Source organism: Pseudoalteromonas sp. NZS71_1 (assembly GCF_015864305.1).
GTDB classification, from domain to species: domain Bacteria; phylum Pseudomonadota; class Gammaproteobacteria; order Enterobacterales; family Alteromonadaceae; genus Pseudoalteromonas; species Pseudoalteromonas arctica.
In genome coordinates this window covers 286504-309677 of sequence record NZ_JADYXM010000002.1, presented here as the reverse complement: position 1 = coordinate 309677, position 23174 = coordinate 286504, and the positions used below count along the sequence as shown (strand labels likewise).

23 protein-coding genes are annotated in these 23174 nt (G+C 40.2%); 14 read left to right on the top strand and 9 right to left on the bottom strand.

Annotated features, from left to right (window positions below):
* Nucleotides 1-7: 7 nt before the first annotated feature.
* Complete coding sequence (locus I6F43_RS04255) at nt 8-508, top strand: DUF1543 domain-containing protein (RefSeq protein ID WP_197101152.1); 501 nt, start codon at nt 8-10, stop codon at nt 506-508.
* 30 nt (nt 509-538) lie between these two features.
* Here I6F43_RS04255 and I6F43_RS04250 read toward each other — a convergent pair whose 3' ends face one another.
* Nucleotides 539-766: a hypothetical protein gene (locus tag I6F43_RS04250; RefSeq protein ID WP_007581571.1), complete on the bottom strand. Its 228-nt coding sequence runs from the start codon at nt 764-766 to the stop codon at nt 539-541.
* A gap of 132 nt (nt 767-898) precedes the next feature.
* On the opposite strand from I6F43_RS04250, the gene I6F43_RS04245 reads away from it, so the two are divergent.
* Nucleotides 899-2149, top strand: coding sequence for a multifunctional CCA addition/repair protein (locus tag I6F43_RS04245; protein ID WP_024593291.1), 1251 nt, complete (start codon nt 899-901; stop codon nt 2147-2149).
* A gap of 5 nt (nt 2150-2154) precedes the next feature.
* Here I6F43_RS04245 and I6F43_RS04240 read toward each other — a convergent pair whose 3' ends face one another.
* The 3 genes from I6F43_RS04240 to pdsR all read right to left on the bottom strand — a co-directional run bounded on the left by I6F43_RS04240 (nt 2155) and on the right by pdsR (nt 5428).
* On the bottom strand, nt 2155-2319 hold the full coding sequence (locus tag I6F43_RS04240; protein ID WP_007581574.1) for a hypothetical protein: 165 nt from the start codon (nt 2317-2319) through the stop codon (nt 2155-2157).
* A 281-nt stretch (nt 2320-2600) separates the two neighbouring features.
* Nucleotides 2601-4739, bottom strand: coding sequence for a proteobacterial dedicated sortase system histidine kinase (pdsS, locus tag I6F43_RS04235; RefSeq protein ID WP_101217526.1), 2139 nt, complete (start codon nt 4737-4739; stop codon nt 2601-2603).
* The gene (gene pdsR, locus I6F43_RS04230; protein ID WP_197101338.1) at nt 4739-5428 is read right to left on the bottom strand and encodes a proteobacterial dedicated sortase system response regulator; all 690 of its coding nucleotides are present in this window, start codon (nt 5426-5428) and stop codon (nt 4739-4741) included. The genes pdsS and pdsR overlap by 1 nt, the downstream gene beginning before the upstream one ends.
* Nucleotides 5429-5632: 204 nt before the next feature.
* On the opposite strand from pdsR, the gene pdsO reads away from it, so the two are divergent.
* Genes pdsO through I6F43_RS04215 form a run of 3 tightly spaced genes read left to right on the top strand, consistent with a single transcriptional unit; the run spans nt 5633 to nt 9048 of the window.
* Nucleotides 5633-6364 (top strand): sortase-associated OmpA-like protein PdsO, encoded by a 732-nt coding sequence (gene pdsO / locus I6F43_RS04225; RefSeq protein WP_165725590.1) that lies wholly within the window; start codon nt 5633-5635, stop codon nt 6362-6364.
* Nucleotides 6365-6409: 45 nt separating this feature from the next.
* Nucleotides 6410-8446 (top strand): marine proteobacterial sortase target protein, encoded by a 2037-nt coding sequence (locus I6F43_RS04220; RefSeq protein WP_197101150.1) that lies wholly within the window; start codon nt 6410-6412, stop codon nt 8444-8446.
* On the top strand, nt 8443-9048 hold the full coding sequence (locus tag I6F43_RS04215; protein ID WP_197101148.1) for a class GN sortase: 606 nt from the start codon (nt 8443-8445) through the stop codon (nt 9046-9048). The genes I6F43_RS04220 and I6F43_RS04215 overlap by 4 nt, the downstream gene beginning before the upstream one ends.
* Here I6F43_RS04215 and I6F43_RS04210 read toward each other — a convergent pair.
* A complete protein-coding gene (locus I6F43_RS04210) occupies nt 8943-9902 on the bottom strand; it encodes a DMT family transporter (RefSeq protein ID WP_197101337.1) in 960 nt (319 codons plus the stop codon). The two genes, I6F43_RS04215 and I6F43_RS04210, sit on opposite strands and share 106 nt — an antisense overlap.
* A gap of 119 nt (nt 9903-10021) precedes the next feature.
* Between I6F43_RS04210 and proB the strand changes: the two genes are divergently transcribed.
* The 4 genes from proB to I6F43_RS04190 all read left to right on the top strand — a co-directional run bounded on the left by proB (nt 10022) and on the right by I6F43_RS04190 (nt 13861).
* On the top strand, nt 10022-11125 hold the full coding sequence (gene proB / locus I6F43_RS04205; RefSeq protein ID WP_165721072.1) for a glutamate 5-kinase: 1104 nt from the start codon (nt 10022-10024) through the stop codon (nt 11123-11125).
* 116 nt (nt 11126-11241) lie between these two features.
* Nucleotides 11242-11601 carry a glutaredoxin family protein gene (locus I6F43_RS04200; protein WP_007581591.1) on the top strand — a complete coding sequence of 120 codons (360 nt, stop codon included), beginning with the start codon at nt 11242-11244 and terminating at the stop codon, nt 11599-11601.
* 39 nt (nt 11602-11640) lie between these two features.
* A complete protein-coding gene (gene gltX, locus I6F43_RS04195; RefSeq protein ID WP_007581594.1) occupies nt 11641-13125 on the top strand; it encodes a glutamate--tRNA ligase in 1485 nt (494 codons plus the stop codon).
* Between the two features lie 436 nt (nt 13126-13561).
* Entirely contained in the window at nt 13562-13861 is a 300-nt protein-coding gene (locus I6F43_RS04190; protein ID WP_021032137.1) for a hypothetical protein, read from the top strand.
* Between the two features lie 16 nt (nt 13862-13877).
* On the opposite strand, the gene I6F43_RS04185 is transcribed toward I6F43_RS04190, so the two are convergent.
* Nucleotides 13878-14270 carry a hypothetical protein gene (locus I6F43_RS04185; RefSeq protein ID WP_165721071.1) on the bottom strand — a complete coding sequence of 131 codons (393 nt, stop codon included), beginning with the start codon at nt 14268-14270 and terminating at the stop codon, nt 13878-13880.
* Between the two features lie 104 nt (nt 14271-14374).
* Complete coding sequence (locus tag I6F43_RS04180) at nt 14375-15256, bottom strand: CPBP family intramembrane glutamic endopeptidase (RefSeq protein ID WP_165721070.1); 882 nt, start codon at nt 15254-15256, stop codon at nt 14375-14377.
* 112 nt (nt 15257-15368) lie between these two features.
* Here I6F43_RS04180 and I6F43_RS04175 point away from each other — a divergent pair, with 112 nt between their 5' ends.
* The 4 genes from I6F43_RS04175 to I6F43_RS04160 all read left to right on the top strand — a co-directional run bounded on the left by I6F43_RS04175 (nt 15369) and on the right by I6F43_RS04160 (nt 18748).
* A complete protein-coding gene (locus I6F43_RS04175) occupies nt 15369-16070 on the top strand; it encodes a DUF3581 domain-containing protein (RefSeq protein ID WP_007581602.1) in 702 nt (233 codons plus the stop codon).
* A gap of 177 nt (nt 16071-16247) precedes the next feature.
* Nucleotides 16248-17495, top strand: a complete 1248-nt coding sequence (locus tag I6F43_RS04170) for a DEAD/DEAH box helicase (RefSeq protein WP_024593280.1) — start codon at nt 16248-16250, stop codon at nt 17493-17495.
* 58 nt (nt 17496-17553) lie between these two features.
* On the top strand, nt 17554-18534 hold the full coding sequence (locus tag I6F43_RS04165) for a sensor domain-containing diguanylate cyclase (RefSeq protein WP_169044225.1): 981 nt from the start codon (nt 17554-17556) through the stop codon (nt 18532-18534).
* Nucleotides 18535-18550: 16 nt separating this feature from the next.
* On the top strand, nt 18551-18748 hold the full coding sequence (locus I6F43_RS04160; protein WP_197101146.1) for a hypothetical protein: 198 nt from the start codon (nt 18551-18553) through the stop codon (nt 18746-18748).
* 117 nt (nt 18749-18865) lie between these two features.
* On the opposite strand, the gene I6F43_RS04155 is transcribed toward I6F43_RS04160, so the two are convergent.
* Nucleotides 18866-19822, bottom strand: coding sequence for a methylenetetrahydrofolate reductase (locus I6F43_RS04155; protein WP_024593278.1), 957 nt, complete (start codon nt 19820-19822; stop codon nt 18866-18868).
* A gap of 250 nt (nt 19823-20072) precedes the next feature.
* Here I6F43_RS04155 and I6F43_RS04150 point away from each other — a divergent pair, with 250 nt between their 5' ends.
* Nucleotides 20073-22955, top strand: a complete 2883-nt coding sequence (locus I6F43_RS04150; RefSeq protein ID WP_197101144.1) for a M16 family metallopeptidase — start codon at nt 20073-20075, stop codon at nt 22953-22955.
* 80 nt (nt 22956-23035) lie between these two features.
* On the opposite strand, the gene I6F43_RS20235 is transcribed toward I6F43_RS04150, so the two are convergent.
* Nucleotides 23036-23161 (bottom strand): hypothetical protein, encoded by a 126-nt coding sequence (locus I6F43_RS20235; RefSeq protein WP_007581611.1) that lies wholly within the window; start codon nt 23159-23161, stop codon nt 23036-23038.
* Nucleotides 23162-23174 lie beyond the last annotated feature (13 nt).

Genomic DNA, 23174 nt, shown 5'->3' with positions numbered 1-23174 from the left:
GAAAAGCATGCAGTTATTTATGGTGTATTTAGGTGGCCGGATTCAAGGTTGCCACATTGAAATGCATGATATTCGTTTTGTTGTAGGGCAAAACATTGAGCAAACTTATTCAAAGTTAAAAAGCCAATGGGTAGGCGACAGAAGTAGTGTTCACATGGATAGCTACATGGCAATTAATCATATTGATGGCTTTAAAGTAGAAATAGTCGATAGCTATGTGGAGCAAAATAAACAACTCTATTTTGTAAATTTAGGCGCTTACAGAAGTGATTCTATGGCTGAGCAACACGACTTTGCACTGTATGTTGCAAGCAGTAGCCATGAAGCTAAAGAGCGAGCTAAAAACGATTTGCTAGCAGGGCTTAGCCATATTCATAAAGATGATTTACATGACGTAGACGATTGCTTTGCGATTGATTTACTCGACAGCCAGCTAAACATTAAGCTCACGCCCAGCGGTATATCGCAGCCTATAAAGCCAGACTGGTTTGGCTATCACATACTTTAAATTATAATAAGTAGCTAAAACTAAGCAGGATTAAGAGTCCTGCTCGTTTTGTTCATCCTTTTCGCTTTTAGCCGCCATTTTAAACGCCACAATAACCAATCCAAACATAGCAAACGGCAGTGCTGCTAACATGTATTCAACCACATTACTGTCTTGAAAATTTGCTTGTAGTAAAAAGTGACCCGCCACACACATTAAAATAACCACTAATAAAATGGGTAGTAACATAAGTTCTTTTTTTGATGAATGGTTTTTCATTAATTGTGAGGCTATAGCTGAAAATAATGCGCCATTGTAATGAGCTTACTTAAGCTTGGCAAACACCGCAGAATTTTTTAATTAATGTTATGATTAGTATCAAACAATTTTATTAATGTTTATGGGAATAAAGTGAAAAGTAACTTAAAAAAAGTTTACCTCGTTGGTGGTGCAGTGCGCGACAAACTGCTAAATATAAAATCAAAAGATAACGATTATGTAGTGATTGGTGAAACGCCAGACACAATGCAGTCGCTCGGTTTTGTACCAATAGGTAGCGACTTTCCGGTTTACTTGCACCCAAAAACAAAAGAAGAATATGCACTTGGGCGCACAGAGCGTAAAAGCGGCAAAGGCTATACTGGCTTTGTGGTTGATGCCAGCCCAACAGTGACGCTAGAAGAAGATTTAGCAAGGCGTGATTTAACCATAAATTCAATGGCGCTTGATGAACACGGTAATATTATTGACCCGTTTAATGGCCAAACTGACTTACAAAATAAAACACTGCGCCACACCACTGAGGCATTTGTAGAAGACCCTGTTCGAGTACTGCGTATTGCCCGTTTTTTAGCGCGCTATGGCAGTGATTGGCGTATTCACCCAAGTACGTATGCATTAATGCGCGAGCTTAAAAATAAAGGTGAGCTAAATCATTTAGTACCTGAGCGCGTGTGGCTTGAAACCGAAAAAGCACTGGGTGAAAAGCACCCTGAGCTTTATTTTGAAGCATTGCAAGGTTTGGGGGTTTTTCCAGAGCTTGAGCGCATGGTTAATGTACCGCAACCAGCAAACCATCATCCTGAAGGTGATGTATTTGTGCATACTATGCTGGTACTTAGGCGTGCAGCGGATTTGAATTTTAACTTGGAAACTCGTTTTGCTGCACTAACCCATGATTTTGGAAAAGCGCTTAGTTTTAAAAAATATGGAAACCTACGTGGACACGAACGCGAAGGTGTTGCAGTTATTGAGGCGTTTTGTGAGCGCTTAAAAGTGCCTAACCGTTTTCGCGATGTTGGCGTACTCACCAGTGATAATCACACCCTTTGCCACACGATTGATCAGTTAAGGCCGCAAACCATTCACAAGCTAATAGTGACTAACTTAAATGCGTTGGTACACCCAGAACGTTTTATAGCGTTTACCCAAGCATGCCAATGCGATGCACAAGGGCGTGGTGAAACACTTGTTGATAAGCCATACCCGCAAGCAGCTAAGCTGCGAGCAATTCATACTGAACTGCAAAAAATGGATAAGAAACTGGTAGTGCAAAATGCACTTAAAAATGGCAAAAAAGGCCCTGAAATAGGCGAAGAAGTAAAACTTGCAGAAATAAACTGCATTAAAGCATTTTTAGAACATGAGAAGTCCCAAGCGTAATAAAATTAGACTAAGTAGTGCGATACGCCTTGGTTTTTAGTCGCGTCGTGCTTTCTTAGCTCTTTGTAGTTTGTACTTTTTGGTTTTACATTTTCAGACTCAGGTTTTTTAGAGGGCCTGTATAAGTCAAAAATAAAGTCTAGTTCTTCACGCTCTAGTGATGGTTTCATGAGTATTCCTTCAATTTAATACTTTAATATGATGTAGGGTATGGTCATTCGACTGAATTAAAAGTGAATAGTTACATTTGAAGTTGTACTAAATTGTAACCGGCAGGTTTTGAGGGATGAGAGGGGTTTATTTGTTAATTTATATGGAATTAAGGTAAATTAAAATAACTCTTTTTAACTAAAAATATACAGCTGAATTTAATTTATTACGTACTTACTATTTGCATATAATGCTGTGGCTATAAATATAACGGTACGAATATAACGGTATAAATACAGCCTTAACCATTAACTAACGGCAGTGTTACGGTAAACACTACACCATCACCTTGTTCGTTGTTTTGCGCTGTTACACTGCCTTTATGGTAGTCGCACACCAGCCTTACAATATAAAGACCTAACCCCAAATGTGGCTGTTGCTGCATTTGCTGGCTACGTACCGACACCATAGAGTCAAAAATATGCTCAGTTAATCCTTCGGGTAACGCGGGGCCTGTATTACGCACTGTTAATGTTGCTTTATTTTCGCTCTGCTTAAGGCCTACATTAATAGCCGTATTGGCTTCACTAAACTCCAGCGCGTTATTAATAAGTTTATCAAGCAGCTGAGCTATAAACTCCGGAGCACCTTGCATAGGTAATTTGTTTTGGCATACATCAAGCGTAAATAACTGGTTTGGGTAAGTAAGCTGATAGCCTTGCATGCAGCCATTTATTACTTTTTGTAAATCAAAAGGTTCAGGTTCGTTGCTTTGAATGCTTTGCTCAAGGCGAGTGGCTTCGCTCATGGTGGTTATTATTTTACCTAAGCGTTCAACGCCTTCGCTGGCGCGATCAAGGTATTTTTGACTCAGCTCGTTTTGTGGCAAGCTTTGTAAGTTTTCAAGTGACGAGCGCACTACGGCAACCGGCGTGCGCAGCTCATGCGACAACCGCGACGACATATTTTCTAAGTAATCGGTATAGCCGCCAAGTCGGCTTACAATGTTTGAAAAACTACGAGACAGATCGCCAATTTCATCGTTAGCATCGCTGTAATTAATACTGCCGGTAACACGCCCTTGTGCATCAATTGCTTGTTCTGCTGTATCGCGCAGCCGCCTAATTCGGTTCGATATACGTGAGGCAAAAAAGAATAAAGTCACAGTACCAATTAGCATCACAGCTAAAATAACGTTAAACAGTTTTTCGAGTGACTTATTACGCAGCGTACGTACGCCGTTTGTGGTTTCCTCTGCTATTACTGCGCCAATTACTTGGTCTTGGATCCAAATAGGATAAGCGGCCGATAAAATAACGGCTTTGCTGTCGGGGGTTAAGCGCCAAGACGATGCTGGTTGTCCTTTTAATGCTTTCGCTAAATGTGTGCCCTGCATAGAAGCTACATCGTGCAGGGTATCTAAAAACTCATTTTCGGGACGCGTTAAAATTTTATAGTAAATTGGGTGTAAGTAATTTTGCTCAAAGCGCTGCCACCAAGTTTCAGGTGCTTGGTTAGCAAGTCCATCAGCCCAAACGCCATCTGCATTTTGAATAGTACCCGACTGCGCAAGTACGCGATGATGGTTATCGACCACCCAAATGCGGCTACCACTGTGGCCCATGCCTTTTAAAATACGGCTAATTTCTGGAGAAGGGACTAATACAGAGCCTAAATCGTTTGGGTTATTTAAGTTTGAGGTCGACATTATTTTAGGCTCTAACAATGCCTCTTTACTATCAATGTCAACAATGGCAAAGCCAAGTTTGTTGCCCAGCATGTTAATAGGAAAGCGCAGCTCTACGTTATATCCTGATTTGGTACTTTCAAAATAGCCCTGAATTTTTGTAAAAGGGGCTTTGGTATTTGCATCAAACGCATTAACCCAACCATCTTGGCGCGGCGCAATAATGTAAGTATTAAACTGACCGTCTGGCGTTTTTAGGCCAATTTGTAAATAATCGTTATTGGTAATGCTTAAGCTATTTTTAGCGCGATAAATAAGGGTATTGTCGGTGACTTTAAATACGGCGTATAAGTAGTTATCAAATTTTCCCACCATATGATCAAACGATAAGTCACTGGCTTGATGTTTGTTATCTGTTTTTTGTAAGTAGCGCTTGTCGTAGTGCCAAAATAACGGCTGGTAGCTGTCCCAATCGTTAAGTTTACCGTCGAGCTGAATAGGGTTTTTAAGATTATAAGCGTATAAATCGCGGCCTTTTACTACTTGGTCTAAAAAGTTGGTTTGCTCGTCAAATAATGCGGGGCGCTCATGTAATGCAGTAGCAAGTGCTCGAGTGGTGCCTACGAGGGTTTTTTCTTGGCCTTGGCGTAAAAACTTTTCCATTTCCCACACGTACTCGTAGCCAAGCCACGGTAGCAAAAACAAAAAACATGAAAGTAATATAAATTTACTGCGCAGACCAAATCGTAGCATTAGTGTTGTTCCCACCGATAGCCCATGCCATACACGGTATCTATGCAATCAAAGGTGCTATCGAGTGCTATAAATTTTTTACGAATACGTTTTACGTGTGAAGTAATGGTGCTGTCGTCTACATAAATTTTTGCATCGCTCATTAATTCGTTACGGCTTTTAACATGGCCAGGTCGCTGGGCGAGTGAATGCAGCATCCAAAATTCGGTTACGGTTAAATCAACTAATTGTTGCTGCCAAAATACCTGCATGCGTTGTGTGTCGAGCGTTAATTGTCCGCGTGTTATGAGTGCGTTTGCATCAGCAGGTTGTTCAAGTGCTTCCATTCGGCGAAACAGCGCACCAATACGCGCAGCCAAGTGAGCCAAGCTTATGTCTTTTGTTAGGTAGTCGTCGGCGCCCATGCGCAGGCCGCATACAGTATCTATTTCGCTATCGCGGGCGGTTAAAAAAATAATAGGCAGTGTTTTAGAAAGCGATCGCAATGTTTGGCACAGTAAAAAACCGCCATCTATTTCATGGCCTAGGCCAATATCAACAATAGCTAAATCGGGCAGGGCATTTTTAAATGCAGCTTCTGCGCTAGCGCGATCGGCAAAGCCACTTACTTGGTAGCCCTGTGCGCTCAGCATTTCTATGTAGTTTTCGCGGATTGCGGTTTCATCTTCAACGATGGCTATTTTTTTCATCTCAATCATTATCCTATTGCCTCTGCTGTGCACTATAACGAAGTTTTTAAGCTAAGTACGCTTAAAAAGGCAATTGCCATTTTTTTGCCACAATTGCTCAGCAGTTTGCCATTTTTGCTCCCCTTTATTGCCACTTGAGCTTGTTTTAATAGAGCCATCAAAACAAAACATCACAAATTAAAAAGTAAGTTTAAGGATCAAATCATGAAGAAGACATTAATCGCGTTAACACTGGTTGCTAGTTTTTGTACTCCAGCAATTGCCTCAACATCTAACACGCCATCAAAAGAAGCCCATAAAGAAACGGCTATTGGGCTAGGTGCAGGCGCTATTATTGGCGGCGTAGTGGGCGGACCAATTGGTGCGTTTATTGGTGCATTTGCCGGTGGCTTAATAGGTGATTCAAAAGTAGCTGATAACAAAATTGCAGAGCAAGAGCGTGCAATTACGGTCATGAAAGAAAAAACCAGCGATTACCAACACGTGCTTAACCACAATAATATGTTAGAGCAACAGCTAGAAGTGCTTGCCAATCAAAATGAGCAGTTAACTCAAGTTCAAATTAATAACTTATTGGCGATGACGGTGCAATTTAAAACAGGTTCAAGTGTTATTGCCCCGCATTTTGCGCTGCAGTTAGATCAACTCGTTACCTTGTTAAACAACCAATCACAACTCGCACTTGATTTAAGTGGCTTTGCCGATCAACGCGGCGATGAGCAAGCTAACCTTTTACTTTCTAAAGCGCGTGTAAATGCCGTGCAAAGCTATTTAATAAAACACGGTGTGAGCCATAAACGCTTAAGCACGCAGGCATTTGGCGAGCAGCAAACATTGGCTAACAGCAACACGGTGGAAGATAACTTTTTTGATAGACGCGTAACGCTTACCACTCGCTCAATGAATAGTGTAAATGGCCAAACGGCGAGTAACTAAAACTAACTGAATCTAAGTAAAGCTAAGCGTTCGATGGAGTGATTTATGTTTAAATTGAGTAAACCAACCAAAATGCTTACTAAAGTAAGCATTTTTATATTCATAGCGATTGTGCTGTTAGCTAGCTTTAAAAGCCATGCGCAATCACCCAAGTTAGAGCTTTTTGATAGCAATGGTGCGCCAGCAGGCCCAGCAATAATATTAAAAAGCGACGCCAATATGACCTTAACTGGCCTAATTAATCATGTTGTAGTAATGCAGACTTATCAAAACGAAAACCCGTTTGCAGTTAACGCGCGCTACGTTTTTCCATTGCCTGATGAAAGCGCCGTACATGCGATGACGATGCGTATAGGGGAGCGAGTCATTAAAGGCCAAATTGATAAAAAGGTAGAGGCCGAAAAAAAATACGAGGAGGCTAAAAAAGCAGGTAAGCAAGCTGCCCTAGTACGCCAGCAACGCGCCAATATGTTTATTACGAATGTGGCAAATATTGGTCCTGGTGAGCAAGTGATTATTGAGCTTGAGTATCAAGAAATAATTGACTACAGCAGCGGCACATTTGCTATTAGATTTCCTACTACTATTACACCGCGTTATCATGCGATTAGTGGTGAAGTTGAGGTTAATACTCAAAATCAAGCGCATGTTAATCCGCTCCCAACGGGATGGTTAAGCCCTGTTTACAGCATTCAAAACATCACTCAAAATAGTACTCAAACTGATAACGTACCAAGCAGCCAATTTAGCTTAAACATTGATATAGATGTAGGCTTAGAACTGGTGGATATCAATTCTAAATTTCATAATGTTGATGTACAAAACACAGCATTTGGGCAATATAAAATAGCGTTAAATGAGACAAATGCAGTTAATCGCGACTTTGTACTTGAGTTTAAACCGCTGCAAAAAGAGCAAGCTCAAGCCGCATTTTTTACTCAGCAGTTTGAAAATGGTGACCGATACGGGCTTGCTATGCTAATGCCACCCGGGGATAACTTTACACAAACTCAGCGATTACCTCGCGAAATGGTATTTGTAGTTGATACGTCTGGCTCTATGCACGGGCAATCTATGGAGCAAGCTAAAAAAGCGTTGTTTTATGCGCTGTCATTACTTGATAGCGACGACAGTTTTAACATTATTGGTTTTGATAACATAGTGACTCCAATGAGCGATAAACCACTTATAGCCAGCGACTTTAATTTACGCCGTGCAGAGCGATTTATTTATAGCCTAGAAGCCGACGGCGGCACTGAAATACGAGGTGCGCTTAATGCCGTACTTGATGGCAGCGAGTTTGATGGTTTTGTACGCCAAGTTGTATTTTTAACTGATGGTAGCGTAAGTAATGAAGACGCATTGTTTAAAAATATTCAAAGTAAATTAGGTGATAGCCGCTTATTTACAGTGGGTATTGGCAGCGCACCTAACAGCTTTTTTATGCGCCGAGCGGCAGATATAGGCAAAGGCTCATTTACGTTTATAGGCAGCACAAGCGAAGTGCAACCTAAAATGCAGCAGTTGTTTGATAAGCTTGCACATCCTGCGATTACTAATTTGGCGCTAAGCGATGAAAGCGGTAACAGCTTAGATTTTTGGCCGTCACCACTACCTGATTTATATTTTGGCGAGCCTATCATGGTCGCTATAAAACTTAATAATGCTAAAAGTGTGGTACTTGCTGGGCAAACAGCACAAGGGCCTTTAAGTATTAAATTAAGTACACAAAATAGCTCAAGCGTTCAAGGTATAGCAAAACTGTGGGCGCGCCAAAAAATTAAGTCATTACTTTTATACAACGAGCAAAGTACCGTTAAAGATGAAGTACAGGAGCTTGCGCTTACTCATCAATTACTGAGTCCGTTTACTGCTTTTATAGCGATTGAACAAACTCAAATAAAAGAAGTGGCAGAGCAAATGGCGCAAGCTACTAATGCAGTACCACAAGGTATGGCAATGCGTTTACCACAAACAGATGGGCAAAGTAGGCTGCACATATTATTAGGCTGTATTTTATTATTGGGATTTGGCGCGCTTAAAATAAACCGATCATTTAAATTAAGCAGGGCACGTAAATGAAAAAGTGGCTAAGCGCGGGCTTACTAATCGCTGGGCTTGGATTATTTGGTCACGGTGCTTATATGCAGGCAAAAGCGTGGCTTGCTCAAGTATTAATTGAACAAGCATGGCAAGAGGCGCTTAAATCACCCGGGATTAAAGTAAGGCCGTGGTATTACGCCGACAGCTACGTTACTGCAAAGCTTGATTGGCCAAGCCATAATAAAACATTAAGCGTATTGGCTGGAGCGAGTGGTCGTAATTTAGCATTTGCGCCTAGCCAATTTTTACCCGCAGGGGAGCTTGGCGGAAAAGAATTTGGAAACGAAAAAGGCGCGCTAATAGCTGGGCATAACGACACCCACTTTGCATTTTTACAAAACGCAAAAGTGGGGGAGGCGTTTACTTTGCAGCTGCAAAGTGGGGTGATACAAAATTATAAGGTAACGGGGATTGAGGTTATTCATCAATCCCAAAACTCATTTTTACAAACACCTGGGCTGTATTTGCTTACCTGTTATCCTTTTGATTCGCTTGCCTCGGGTACTGATTTAAGGCTGCTTGTATCTGCGAAAATGTCTTCGCCCGATTCGCTAAGCGGTATATCAACCACAAGTTCTTGATGGCGCTGGCTTATCATTACGCCAATAAATACCACAAATATGCTCAGCCATTGCCAAACGTTGAGCACTTCTCCCAAAATAATAGCGGACAAAATAAGTGTAAAAATAGGAATTAAATTAGAGTATGCAGCAGCGGTTAATACCGATACTTTGCTAATAGCGTAGTTGTACATGCCGTAGCCGCCAAGGGTTACACACGAGCCTAAATACAAAATGCTCATAAGTGCGGTTAAGTCGTGTTGGTTTTCGCTTGGTAGGTCGATAAAAAATAAAAACGGTGCAAAAAACAAGCTGCCGCTAATACCTTGCAATGCAATTAAAGTCAGGGGCGAGTAGCGATTAGCTAAATGTTTAATACTTACGGTATAAAATGCAGCGCACACCATAGCCATAAGCTCTAAAAAGTTACCCAACAACGGGTTAGGTGCTTGGTCGGTACTTGGTGAAAGAAGCGTAAGTAAAATACTGCCGCCAATACACAGCGTAAAACCGACCACGATGGATTTACTTATGTATTCTTTAAGCAATAAAAAGGCAAGCAGTGCAATAATAATAGGTAAGCACGACACAATAACCCCAGCCTGTGAGGCTGACGTGTATTCCATTGCATGGCCTTCAAATAAAAAGTACAAGCAAGGCTCAGCAAGCGACATACCCACTAAATACTTCCAGTCACCTTTTAAATACTCAAACCGAATAACGTAGCGCCATAAACAAAGCGACAAAACTAACGTGGTGAGCATGCGTAAAAATATCACCAAGGCAGGGTCGTAAATGGCAATGGCATATTTGAGCGCAATAAAAGAGCTGCCCCATAAAAAGGTGGCAATAATTAGACATAAACTGGCAGGCATAGAGAGTAATTTACATAATTTAATAAAATCAGATCCTAGCATGAATATTTTTAACTTGTTCAAAAATACCGAGCTGGTATAAATTAATTCATCTTTAATTAATCAGTAGTAAAAAGCACATGCAAAGGGAACAGGTAATAGTTGTAAAGCTTGGTACAAGCGTACTTACTGGAGGCACCGATAAACTAGATAAAGCACATATGGTTGAATTAGTACGCCAATGTTGCGAGCTTAAAAAACAAGGTCATCACGTTATTTTAGTATCGAGCGGTGCAGTTGCTGCTGGGCGCGAACAACTATTAAAACCCTGTGGCAGAAGCTTAATTGATAAACAAATGCTTGCTGCAATTGGACAAGGTCAACTTATTCATATTTGGCAGAGCTTGTTTGGTTTATACGGTGTAAATGTAGGGCAAATGCTGCTAACTCGCGCTGATGTAGACGACAGAGAGCGCTACCTTAATGCCCGCGATACACTCAATGCGTTATTAAATTACGACGTTGTACCCATCATTAACGAAAATGACGCAGTCGCTACCAGCGAAATAAAAGTAGGCGACAACGATAATTTATCGGCACTTGTCGCTATTTTGGCTAATGCTAATAAGTTACTGCTACTTACCGATCAAGAAGGGCTATTTACCAGCGATCCGCGCACAAACGCCGATGCCACCCTCATTGGTGAAGTAACACATATAAACGATGAACTGCGACAACTTGCTGGTGGCAGTGGTACAAATTTAGGCACCGGCGGTATGGCGACTAAACTGCAAGCCGCCGACATTGCAAGGCGCGCAGGTGTTGAAGTTATTATTGCTAAAGGCGCAGGTAAAAACGTTATTTTAAAATGCATGAGTGACGAGTTACCAGGCACGCGTTTTTTAAAACTCACCGCTCCAAAAGATGGCCGTAAAAAATGGTTACTAGCTGGGCCTAAAAGTACCGGCCAAATTGTTATAGATGCAGGTGCTATTGGCGCCCTTCAAAATAAAGGCGCAAGCTTACTTGCTAAAGGCGTTACTAATGCATTTGGACGTTTTGAACGCGGTGATTTAATTGATTTAATAGATAATAAAAATCAAGTAATTGCACGGGGCTTAACGCGCTTTAGTAGCACCGAGGTAAATAAAATAAAGGGTGCGCATTCTAGTCAAATAGGCCAGTTACTCGATTACGATAGTGGCGCAGAAGTACTTCATAGGGATGATATGGTCTTGCTATAGAAGCACTTTTAGTAAATTAAATTACTTGAGTGTAATTCTCGCAGTATTACACTTTTTTGATTGTAAATTTGTGCTAAAATCTGGCTCCTTAAATTGTTGTAAGCAGAGCACAGAACATGAAATTAGTTCGTTGGTTTTTAGGTTGTATAATCTTATTCTTTAATTTTGTATTTACTCCTCGCAGTAAAAAGCGTGCAAGCGACGAGCAAGCACAGCTTGATCAGCAAACCTCACAATTTAAACTGTATCAATTTAAAGCATGCCCGTTTTGTGTAAAAGTACGTCGCGCCATTAAACGCGAAGGCTTAAACATAGAAACGCGTGATGCAAAAGACAATGAGCAATATCGTCAAGAGCTACTAGAACAAGGCGGCAAAGTTAAAGTGCCTTGCCTGCGTATAGAGCAAAACGGCCAAGTACAATGGCTGTACGAATCAAACGATATTATTGCTTACTTAAACAAAGTAGCTGCATAAACCACTTTTATTATCTCACTTATTTAAAGAGAATATACCATGACAATTCGCACCCGTGTTGCCCCGTCGCCAACTGGTGACCCGCATCTTGGCACCGCTTATATCGCCTTATTTAACTACTGTTTTGCTAAACAACAAGGCGGTGAATTTGTACTTCGTATAGAAGATACAGACCAAGTACGTAGCACGCCAGAGTCTGAACTTGCGATTATGGATAGCCTACGTTGGTTAGGGCTTGAGTGGGATCATGGTCCTGATGTGGGTGGCGAATTTGGTCCTTACCGTCAATCTGAGCGTAGCGATTTATATAAAAAATACGCGCATCAGTTAGTTGATGATGGTAAAGCGTTTTACTGCTTTGCAACAAGCGAAGAGCTTGATCAAATGCGTGAAGAGCAAATGGCAGAAGGCCTACGCCCTAAATACGACGGTCGTGGTTTAAATCATACAGATGAAGAAATTAAAGCAAACTTAGCTGAAGGCAAACCTTACGTTATACGTATGAAAATCCCAAGCGAAGGCACATTTAAGTTTAACGACTACCTACGTGATGAAATTGAGATCCCGTGGGAAAACGTAGACATGCAAGTGCTTTTAAAAGCAGATGGTTTTCCAACGTACTTTTTAGCGAACGTAGTTGACGACCACCATATGGAAATTAGCCATATTTTTCGTGGTGAAGAGTGGATTAACTCAGCACCTAAGTTATTAAAACTATATGAAGATTTTGGTTGGGAAGCGCCAGTACTTGGTCACTTACCGTTATTACGTAACCCAGATAAATCAAAGCTGTCTAAGCGTAAAAACCCAACGTCTATTAACTACTATAAAGAAATGGGCTACCTGCCAGAAGCCGTGCTTAACTACTTAGGCCGTATGGGTTGGTCAATGCCTGATGAGCGTGAAAAGTTCACGTTAAATGAGATGATTGAAAACTTCGACATGAAGCGCGTATCGCTTGGTGGTCCAGTATTCGACGTAGATAAATTAAGCTGGTTAAACGGCATGTGGATCCGCGAGAATCTAACCGACGAGCAGTTAATTCAGCGCTTTGTTGATTGGAAGTTTAATGGCGAAATGCTCGCTAAAATATTACCAGAAGTTAAAACACGTATTAATACGCTGTCGGATATGGTTGAGCTTGCAGGGCACTTTGTAGGTGGTATTCCAACTTACGATCCTGCGCTATTAACAGCCGGCAAAGCAGACGAAAACGTGATTCGCCAAGCGCTACAATTTTTTGTATGGCAGCTTGAAGGTTTACGTAGCTTTGAAAAGCCCGCTATTTTTGCAATTGCAAAAGAAGTTGCAACATTCCACGAGCTTAAGATTAAAGACTTTTTAGAGCCAATATTTGTCGCAATTACTGGCAAAACGTCAAGTACGTCAGTGCTTGATGCAATGGAAATATTGGGGTCTGACTTATCACGTGCTCGTTTACGTGTTGCACTTGCTCATTTAGGTATTTCTAAAAAGCAGGCTAAAAATATAGAGCGTGCGTACCGCGAATACCCAAGTGCATAATTACTAAAATGCACTTATAAAAGCCGAGCTTATTAAGCTCGGCTTTTTTGTGTCAGATAGTTTTATATAAGGGTCTGTTGTTCTTTCAAGGTTAAATTTACAGCAGTCTGTTTGGTATTTAGGCAAGGCAGAGCCTATGCAGTGTGGTTATTCCCCATAAATGGGCGATAACGTAGCATTAATGCCAAACAGGCGCTGCCCAAAGGGTTCTTCCTAGGGGCTACTTACTCTTTGTTGCTCGGTTTTTACTTAGCCCACTAGGTTACAAATCTCGCGCCGCGATTAAATAGCCCCTAGTTTGAATGAATTTTAATCCGCAAAGAACAACAGACCCTAGTCTGATTGGCTATATATCATGGCGTTTTAGTCTCGTTTAAAAACGAAGTAAGACCCAGCCCAATGATACAATAAGACACATAAACAATATGGAGGCAGTATGATTGCAACCGTTAAAAACAAAGCTATTTTTAGCAGTAATACATTTTCGATAAACCTTGTTACTTACCCAACTAATCACAGCGTAATGAACCATATTGACCCTGTGCAGCAAGGGCGCTATTACAAGCTCAACTTTGTATTAGAAAAACCTAAAGCGGGTGGGGTATTTAAATGCTCAAAATGCATTATAAATTTATTTAATCGCGTGTATTTATTCAGACCCGATAAGTACGAACACAGCGTATCTAAAATCGAGTCTGGAAAGCGCGTACTACTTAGCTTTGCGCTTAATATATAATTTGCACTTTTACTTATTAATAGTCGTAGGCCTGTCCGGTGCATAAAACAGATAGGTCGCAATACGATACAGACGTTTCACTACAAGAATTAATAGTAAAAGCATTTCCGCCTCTGCGCATGGCATCAGCTTTAAGTAAATCAATTGCGTTTGATTTAGAGCGGTTATAGCTTACATTATTGTTACCCATACCGTCGCCATCACAGCTTTCACCTTCTATTCGGCCTAGGAGTGTAGCGCCACTTTCGTGTGCTTCTTGGTCGCTATAAAATTGCTGTAAATCTCTTTTATTAACGTAGGTGCCAATTTCTTGAGATAAAACGCCGTTGTCTATATCTGTATGATAAGTCATGCTTGAACAACCCGTTATTGTGGCGAGCACTGTTATTACCGTTATAAAACGTAGCATATTTATTAGTCCCTTAATTTATTATTTGAAATAGTAAATTACTAACAAAATCAAATGCGGGCAATGTTTACTACTAAGTAAATTGTTAGCATTTGTAAATGTATTTAGATTTTATTGAGCATAGGGTAAGTAAACAAAAAGAAGTGGCAAACATTAACCAACCAATGGCATAAAATAGCCCACTCTAAGCGCTGCGTTTTATAAAAAACATAGCCATACCCTAAGCCGGCAATAAATGAAACCAATACATAGTTAATTCCTCCAGCAAAATGTGCCAAAGCAAAAATACCTGCAGTAATTACAGGGGCAAGTATTGCTAAACGGGTAGGTGTAATTATTTTGCTAAGCTTAGTTTGTAGTAAACCTCGAAATAAAGCTTCCTCAGCTACACAGGTAAATAAAAGATTAATAGCCATAAAGGCTAACCAAAAGTCAGGAACCTTAGGGTTAAAGCTTACAAGTCCAAGCAGTAAAGCCGCTATGAGCGAAGCTAAAACAGTAGCAATAACTATTAAAATGGGTTGTTTAACGTTTAATGAGCCCACTTTATTAGAGTCTGTTTTTAAAGGCTTTTTATTTGAATCTAAGTTTGAAAAAAAGTAAGCACAAAGAAATAACCCAGCCATAGCTTTATCAAAATTAGCATAAAGGGTAAAAGTAATCGCATCGCTGGTAATACGCTCGTTTATAACAATAGGGAGGTTATTAAAACCAGGCACCCAATGAAGTGCTAATGCCAATGAGGCAATTATAAAAATAGTGTTTAATATGGCGCGTATTATTGGCTGTTTTGTATTTAGTGCGCTGTGGTATAAAGCAACATAAAGCCCAGTGCTCAGCAGGGCATATAAATTTATATAACCTTGAAAATATGCACTTACAACACTTAAAGCTAGTAAGTAGTGCCAAAGGGGTTGCCGCATTATTGATATTTTGCAGTACGGAAAAACACATATAATTGATAGCGCTAATAAATAAAAGGTCATTGTTTTATATTGCTCTGTTTTATTTAGCAACTAATCTAACAGATTCGACCTCTCAGTATTTTTTTTCTGGTAATATAGATAGGTTATAAGCAGTTTAAGCAGTGAACAAACTATGTTAAGTCCTTTTTTTCAGCAGCATGCTGATTATGTTTCTATCTCTCGTGAGCAAGGTTGTCGATTCGCTAAATGCGTTGCTGATGATTACAATCCACTTCACGACAAAGATGCCAAAAAGTTTTGCGCGCCAGGAGACTTACTTTTTTCATTGGTACTAGACCGCTACGGTATTAGTGAACAAATGGAATTTACTTTTGCCGGTATGGTTGATGAAAACACCAAACTTAACTTCCCTGAAGGGGCTGATGAGTTTGATGTAACCAATGGCGAAAAAGTTATTTTAAAGGTAAAGCGCAAAGGTAAAACCAGCCAATGCCCAGCACTGACTAATAGCCTAATAAAAAATTATGTTGAGTTTTCTGGTACTACTTTCCCGCATGTAATTATTCCATTAATGGGTAAGCAAGAGGTAATGATTAACCCTGCTCGCCCAATGATCATTTACGAATCAATGCTTATCAACCTTGATAATCTTGATATTACAGCACCAGAACTTGAGTTTGCAGAGCCTAGTTTTGAGTACGCCGGCAAGCGCGGAAAAATTACACTACGTTTTAACCTGTTAGAAAACGGCGTTAAAGTGGGTAGTGGTGAAAAGCATATGGTAGTTTCGGGTATACGCGAATACTGCCAAGCAACAGTTGACGATTTAATAGCGTTTTACAACGAGCGTAAAGCGACACTAAAGCCAGCTTAAAGCTACAGCAAATTATAAAAGGCGCTAAATACAGCTGTTATTTAGCGCCTTTTTTATTGTTTTTAGCGCTAAAGCGAAAGTGAGCAACCACGATTAAATACTTTTCTGGACTGGTTAATTTACGCAGTACAGTAATATGCGTACAATAGCGCTCTTTGTTATTTTAAAGCTAAGCCTATGTCTGCCACTACGTTCTCATCACTTAATCTCGACCCGTTATTATTAACAGCGATTGAGCAAAATAATTACACTCAACCTACCGCAATTCAGATTAAAACTATTCCGCCTATTTTAGCCGGAAGTGATGTAATGGGCAGCGCGCAAACAGGTACTGGTAAAACCGCCGCCTTTGTTTTACCTTTGTTACATAAGCTTTTAAATACCCCTAAAAAAGATGAGCAAGGCCTTGCCCGCGTTGTAATTTTAACGCCAACCCGTGAGCTTGCTCAGCAAGTATTTGCAAGCTTTGAAAAGTACGCACAAGGCACTAATATCAATGGCGCTTTAGCCTATGGTGGCGCAAGTATTGGCCCTCAAATAAAAGCACTTAAAACAGCGCAAGTTATAGTGGCAACACCTGGGCGTTTGCTTGATCATATAGTTAAAGGCAGTGTGGTACTTTCAAGCGTAGACTCCTTAGTGTTTGACGAAGCTGACCGCATGCTTGATATGGGGTTTATTGATGAAATTAGACGTATATTGCGACATATCCCGGGTGATCGCCAAACTTTACTATTTTCAGCTACGTTTGATGACAGCGTGTTTGAACTCAGTAAAAAGTTACTTAAAAACCCAGAGCTAATTGAAGTTGATAAACGTAACTCAGCAGCCGTTGAAGTAGAGCAAGTTATTTACGCTGTAGATGAGGATCGTAAGCGCGAACTTGTATCGCACATGATTGGTATGAAAAACTGGCGCCAAGTGCTTATTTTTACTCGCACAAAACAAATGGCTGATCAGCTTGCTAAAGAAATGTGTAAAGACGGTTTAAAAACCGAATCAATCCATGGCGACAAATCGCAAGGCGCACGCGACCGTGCATTGCAAAACTTTAAAGAAGGTATTACACGCGTACTTGTTGCAACCGATGTAGCTGCGCGTGGTTTAGATATTTCTACACTTAGATACGTAATTAACTTTGAACTACCGTACATTGCCGAGGATTACGTGCACCGTATTGGCCGTACAGGTCGTGCTGGCGAACAAGGACTTGCTATGTCGCTGGTAAGTCTTGATGAGCAATGGCTGCTAGAAGAAATTGAAGTACTACTCGATACGCGTTTAACGCCGCAGTGGTTAGAAGGTTACGAGCCAGATCCTAATAAAAAGCCAAAAGATAATCGTAAAAATACTAACAAGTCGCGAAAAGATCGCGATAAAAAACGCATCACTGGTAAAAGAGAGCCAAGTAGACGTCGTAAATAATAGCTTTTACTTTACTTTTTTGCCTATACTGGAGCTACTAAATAGCCGAGGTAAAGCAATGTTTGAAATTGATCAATGGGCATTTTCTGGTATTGATGGCCAAATATCTTTGCATAAATGGCAAAAAACAATCGACCTTATAACGGGGCTTTTTTCAGCCCCGTCTGGTTATATAGTTCAGGCAACAAGCAAAGGCTATCGCGTTGTTATTAGAAGTAACGAAGGTGGCTCTAACTTTGAGACCAACCCTATACTCCCTCCTCAAACACCTCTGTTTTGTCGGTACGTTGCTGAAACTAAAAATATTTTATATGTTAATGATGCAAGCAATAACGATGCATGGAACACCCTACCAGAAGTAGTTGAAGATGGTGTTGAATCCTACCTAGGTTTACCTATTCATTGGCCTGAAGGCGAAGTATTTGGCACGCTATGCTTAAAAGACACTCAGAAAACAAGCTATACCGATGAATATTTTGAACTCATAGAACAACTACGTGATTTGATTGAAGACGACCTAGCGCTTGTGTATAGCTATGAGCAAATGCGCGAAATAGCCATGTTAGACTCATTAACGAATATTTATAATCGCCGAGCACTTAACTTATTAGCCCAGCAAAAACTTAACTTAGCGCTACGTTTAGGCTTTGACGTATGCTGTTTGTTTATTGATATAAACGACTTTAAAAAATTAAACGACACCTGCGGACATGAAGTGGGCGACAAAGCCTTAATTATATTGGCAGATACGCTAAAAACGCATTTAAGAGATGCTGATATAGTAGGGCGCTTAGGTGGCGATGAGTTTGTTGCAGTAATGCAAGTAAGCGATAAAAGCAAGATTAACTACATCATGGATAAAATTTCGACTGAGTATTCAAAAGCCTTACTCAAAGAAGACGTTTGCGATTTATCGCTTAGTATTGGTTATAGTTTTACTAATAAACAAAAGCAGCCCTTTGAAGCGCTATTAAATGATGCAGACCACGCAATGTATAAAAATAAACAAGCGTATAAGCTCGCTAAAAAGGCACAATAATAAAAGGAGGTTCGTCATGACTCATGCCACACAAACTTGGCTGGTTTTTTCTGCGATAGGTTTTATTTTTTCCTTAGCAATAATAAGCTTATTTGAAACGTTTCCTAGCATTAGATTTATATCTAATGAGGGAATAATTTTTGGTGTTATGTGCTCCTCTATGGGGTTTGCCTTAAAAAGGCTTGAGAGTAATAACCAAAAACAGCTTCAATAAATAGCTTAAGCTGCAAATTTTTACTTGTATTTATTAATTCATTTTTCAAAGTACGGACATAAAAAAGCAAGTCATTAGGCTTGCCAAGAAGGGTGTTAATTAGCTCTTACCTAGCCTTTAAGCTATTAGCTTTTCCGCAAGGTTCAATTCCATAATGGCTTTTAATAAACGGTATAAGTTAATTGACGCGTCAATTTCTTCTTTACGGTTTGTTAAGCTTTCAATATTTAGGCCCAGCGGTACATCTAAATGCGCACAGCTTTTAAGTATTAAGTCGAGGTTTTCGCGGCAAATACGGACTGATTCGCTTAATGTATTGTCTGCATCAAGCATGCGCCATTTAGTTGCCTCTGGCACTGAGATACCCAACCATTGCATAAAGTCTAAGGTTTTTTCGCCGCCGCACGGGGTAAACGTTAATATAATACGTTGAGGTGTAATCCCTTGTGCTTTACATGTACGTGCGTAGCTAGTAATTAGCTCTATGGTAGCTTGTGCGTCGTAAACAGCTTGCGATATAAAAAACTGACAACCTTGTGCTGTTTTTTCTATTAATCGTTCGTGCTCATTTCGTTTACTTGAATGGCGCTCGGCAATAGTAACGCCACCTAAAAAGAAATCATCTGATTGCTCAGCCATCGCTTTATACGCATCTGGCAGGCTTAGCTTTATATCGCCTATCGATGACGGGCTACCTACTAAAACAACATTTTGTAAATCGTAGTCGTTTTTAGTTTCACTTAGCCAATCTTTAAATTCGCCTACGCCACGCTGCGCCACACTTTTATAAGTAATCACATCTTGTGCAGATAAATTACGAAGTAAATGGCTGTATTCACGCGGATCAACGGTTTGTTTAAACGCAAATGGGCGGTCTTGATTAGTGCGGCTGCTTTCGTCTTGAATGTCGTAAATTATCACGCCGTCGTATTCAATTTCGTGTAAGCGACCTAATAGCTTTTCTGCAATGGTTTTTAATTGCGCTTTATCGGTGCCAATTTTAGGCGGGGTAGTACCAATAAGATAAACACCTTGGTTGGTGTCCACTATCTTCTCTTTTAGTGATAAAGCCATAATCCTCATTCCAGCTAAGTTTGTTTTGATGGATTTAATATAGCAGCCATTTAGACGTCTAGATAGATTTATTTAGTGAAAGTTTTTCAACTAACATGATGTTTATTCATAGTGCTTGTTCCCATAATTTATAATTGACACAGTTGTTTACATAATAAATTCCCTTTGGGCTCTTATATTTATTGGCTTTGGGGCATAATTAAAGAGTTAAATCTGACAACAAATTTGCTCAATTTAAAAAGGGACAACAATGAAATTTAAATTATTAGCAACCAGCTTAGCGGTATCGCTGGCGTTAACAGGTTGCGCCATGCAACAAAACCAAAGCACGGAAACAACAGCACAACAAGAACAAGTAAATAAAGCTGATGACCGTGTTTTTTCACAAGATTATTTAATTGAAGAGCTAGAAAACGGCTTACGTGTCATGGTTGTTAAAACCGATTACCCTGATGTGGTGTCGCTGCAAATTCCGGTATCGGTTGGATCGCGTAACGAAGTTGAAGAGGGCAAAACAGGCTTTGCTCACTTTTTTGAACACATGATGTTTAAAGGCTCACAAAAATACCCTGAAGATGTGTACTCAGACATATTAAAAAATTCAGGTGTTGATAACCGCGCCTATACAACAAACGATTTTACAAACTACCATTTAAACTTTTCAAAGCAGCATCTTGATAAAGTACTTGAGCTTGAAGCTGATATTTTTCAAAACTTAACTTACACCGAAGAGCAATTTAGAACCGAAGCACAAACGGTAAAAGGTGAGTACTTAAAAAACAACGCGAGTCCAATTCGTAAATTATTAAGCGCTGTACGCGAAGAAGCGTTTGATAAGCACACGTATAAACACACCACTATGGGCTTTTTTAAAGACATAGAAGCCATGCCAGATCAAATGGCGTACGGGAAAGAGTTTTTTGCTAAATTTTATAAACCTGAGTATGTGTCACTTGTTATTGTGGGCGATGTAGATCCACAAGCAACAATGGCAATGGTTAAAAAGCATTGGGGCAGCTGGAAAAAGGGTAACTATGTTGCTGACATTAAAGCAGAGCCTGTTCAACAAGCACCAAAATATTTGCACCAGCAAGATGAAGCGCTACCAGGGCATTGGTTACTCGTATCGTACAAAGGCGCTGCGTGGGAGCCTGCTAAAAAAGACAGAGCGGCACTAGATTTAATCTCACAGCTTTATTTTTCAAATAACTCTGATTTATATCAAGAGCTAGTGGTCGACAAACAAATTGCCAGCCAAATGTTTACCTATAACCCAGAGACTAAAGATCCGGGTTTATTACACGTATTTGTTAAAGTAGAAAACGCAGATGATTTAGCCACTGCACGCGATGCCATTAACCGCACTTATGCAAAAGCACGCACTGAGCTTGTTGATGAGCAAAAGCTAAATGATTTAAAATCGAACCTTAAATACAGCTTTATTAATGGCTTAGATTCGTCGCAAGCGATTGCTTCAACGCTTGCCAGCTACATGCATTTTGAGCGCGATCCTGAGGTTATAAACCAGCTGTATAAATCGGCAGATAACATTACCAGCGCAGATATTAAAGCCGTTGCTAATAAATACTTTACCGATAACGCACGTACCACATTAACGATGTCGGCACTTGATAAAGCGCCAAGTTTTGAGCAAGAAGTTGATTTAAATGCGCTTACTGCAAAGCTTAAACAAGCACCTGCGGCACCTGTATTTAAAGTGCTTGATAAAACGAATAGCTCGCCATTAATTGATGTTAACTTTTTATTCAATACCGGTGCGGCTGCCGACCCACAAGGTAAAAAAGGTGTTGCTGCGTTAACTGCGGCTATGCTTGCACAAGGTGGCTCAGAGGCGACAAGCTATAAAGATATTCAAAAAGCACTTTATCCGCTTGCGGGTAGCTTTGGCTATCAAATAGATAAAGAAATGCTGTCGTTTCAAGGGCGTATTCATAAAGATAATGCGGCGCAGTGGTATACACTTGTGAGCGATCAATTACTAAATCCAGGTTTTAGAGATGACGACTTTAAACGCCTTAAAAAAGAAATGATCGACGGTATTAAATCAGGCTTAAAAGCATCTAACGATGAAGAGCTAGGCAAAGAAGTGCTATACAGTGCGCTTTACAAAAATCACCCTTACGAAAGCTACAACTACGGTGATATTTCGGATTTAGAAGCGTTGACGCTGGATGATGTTAAAGCGTTTTATAACAGCGAGCTTACGCAATCTAAACTCACGGTTGGCTTAATTGGGGCTGTGCCTGCAAAACTTAAAGCTAAAATGATGAGCGATTTTGCAACGCTACCAAAAGGTGAGCAAAGCCGTTTAAGTATTCCTGATGCACCAGCGCTTAAAGGTCATCATGCAACTATTGTAGAAAAATCGGCGCAATCGACTGCGGTATCGTTTGGTTTTCCTATTGATACAATTAGAAGTAGCGAAGACTGGACAGCCCTTTGGCTTGTGCGTTCATACTTTGGTGAGCACCGTAGTTCTAACAGCTTTTTATATGAGCGCATTCGTGAAACTCGCGGCATGAACTATGGCGATTACGCATACATTGAATATTTTCCACGTGGTATGTTTCAAACCAAGCCTGATGCAAACCTAGGGCGCTCTGAGCAAATATTTCAAGTGTGGTTACGCCCACTTCGCTCTAATAACGATGCGCACTTTGCCACACGTACCGCCTTGTTTGAGCTAGATAAGCTAATTAAAAATGGTATGAGCGAAGACGACTTTGAAGCTACGCGTAACTTTTTAATTAATTTTGTGCCGCAAATGGTGGCAAGTCAAAACCGCCAATTAGGTTACGCGCTTGATAGCGAATTTTACAACACAGATAGCTTTGTAAGTTACGTAACTAACAAACTTAAAACGCTAACGCTTGCTGATGTAAATCGCGTTATTAAAGAAAACTTACAAACAGACAATGTTCAATATGTGTTTATAACCGCAGACGGCGCTGATATGCAGAAACGTTTAGCGTCTGAGCGAACATCACCAATGGTTTATAACACTAATAAACCTGCTGAGTTGGTTGCTGAGGATAAAGTGATTGCCGATTATAAATTAGCAATTCCTGCAAAAAATATTGAAGTGGTAAAAGTTGAAAAAGTATTTCAATAATTTAAGTGGTTTTTAATGGTTGGAAAGTGCCCTAACTTATGGGGCACTTTATATCTTTAAGGACTCTGTAGTAGGGTCCTTTAATTAATGAAACGCGCATCATATATTTTGATGGCAATACCAATAATCATAATTATTAAACTAATGAGAAGTAATATATTTATTCCACGCTTTTCTTTATTTTTTAATTCAGAGTCATCACTCATTTTGAATTCCTCA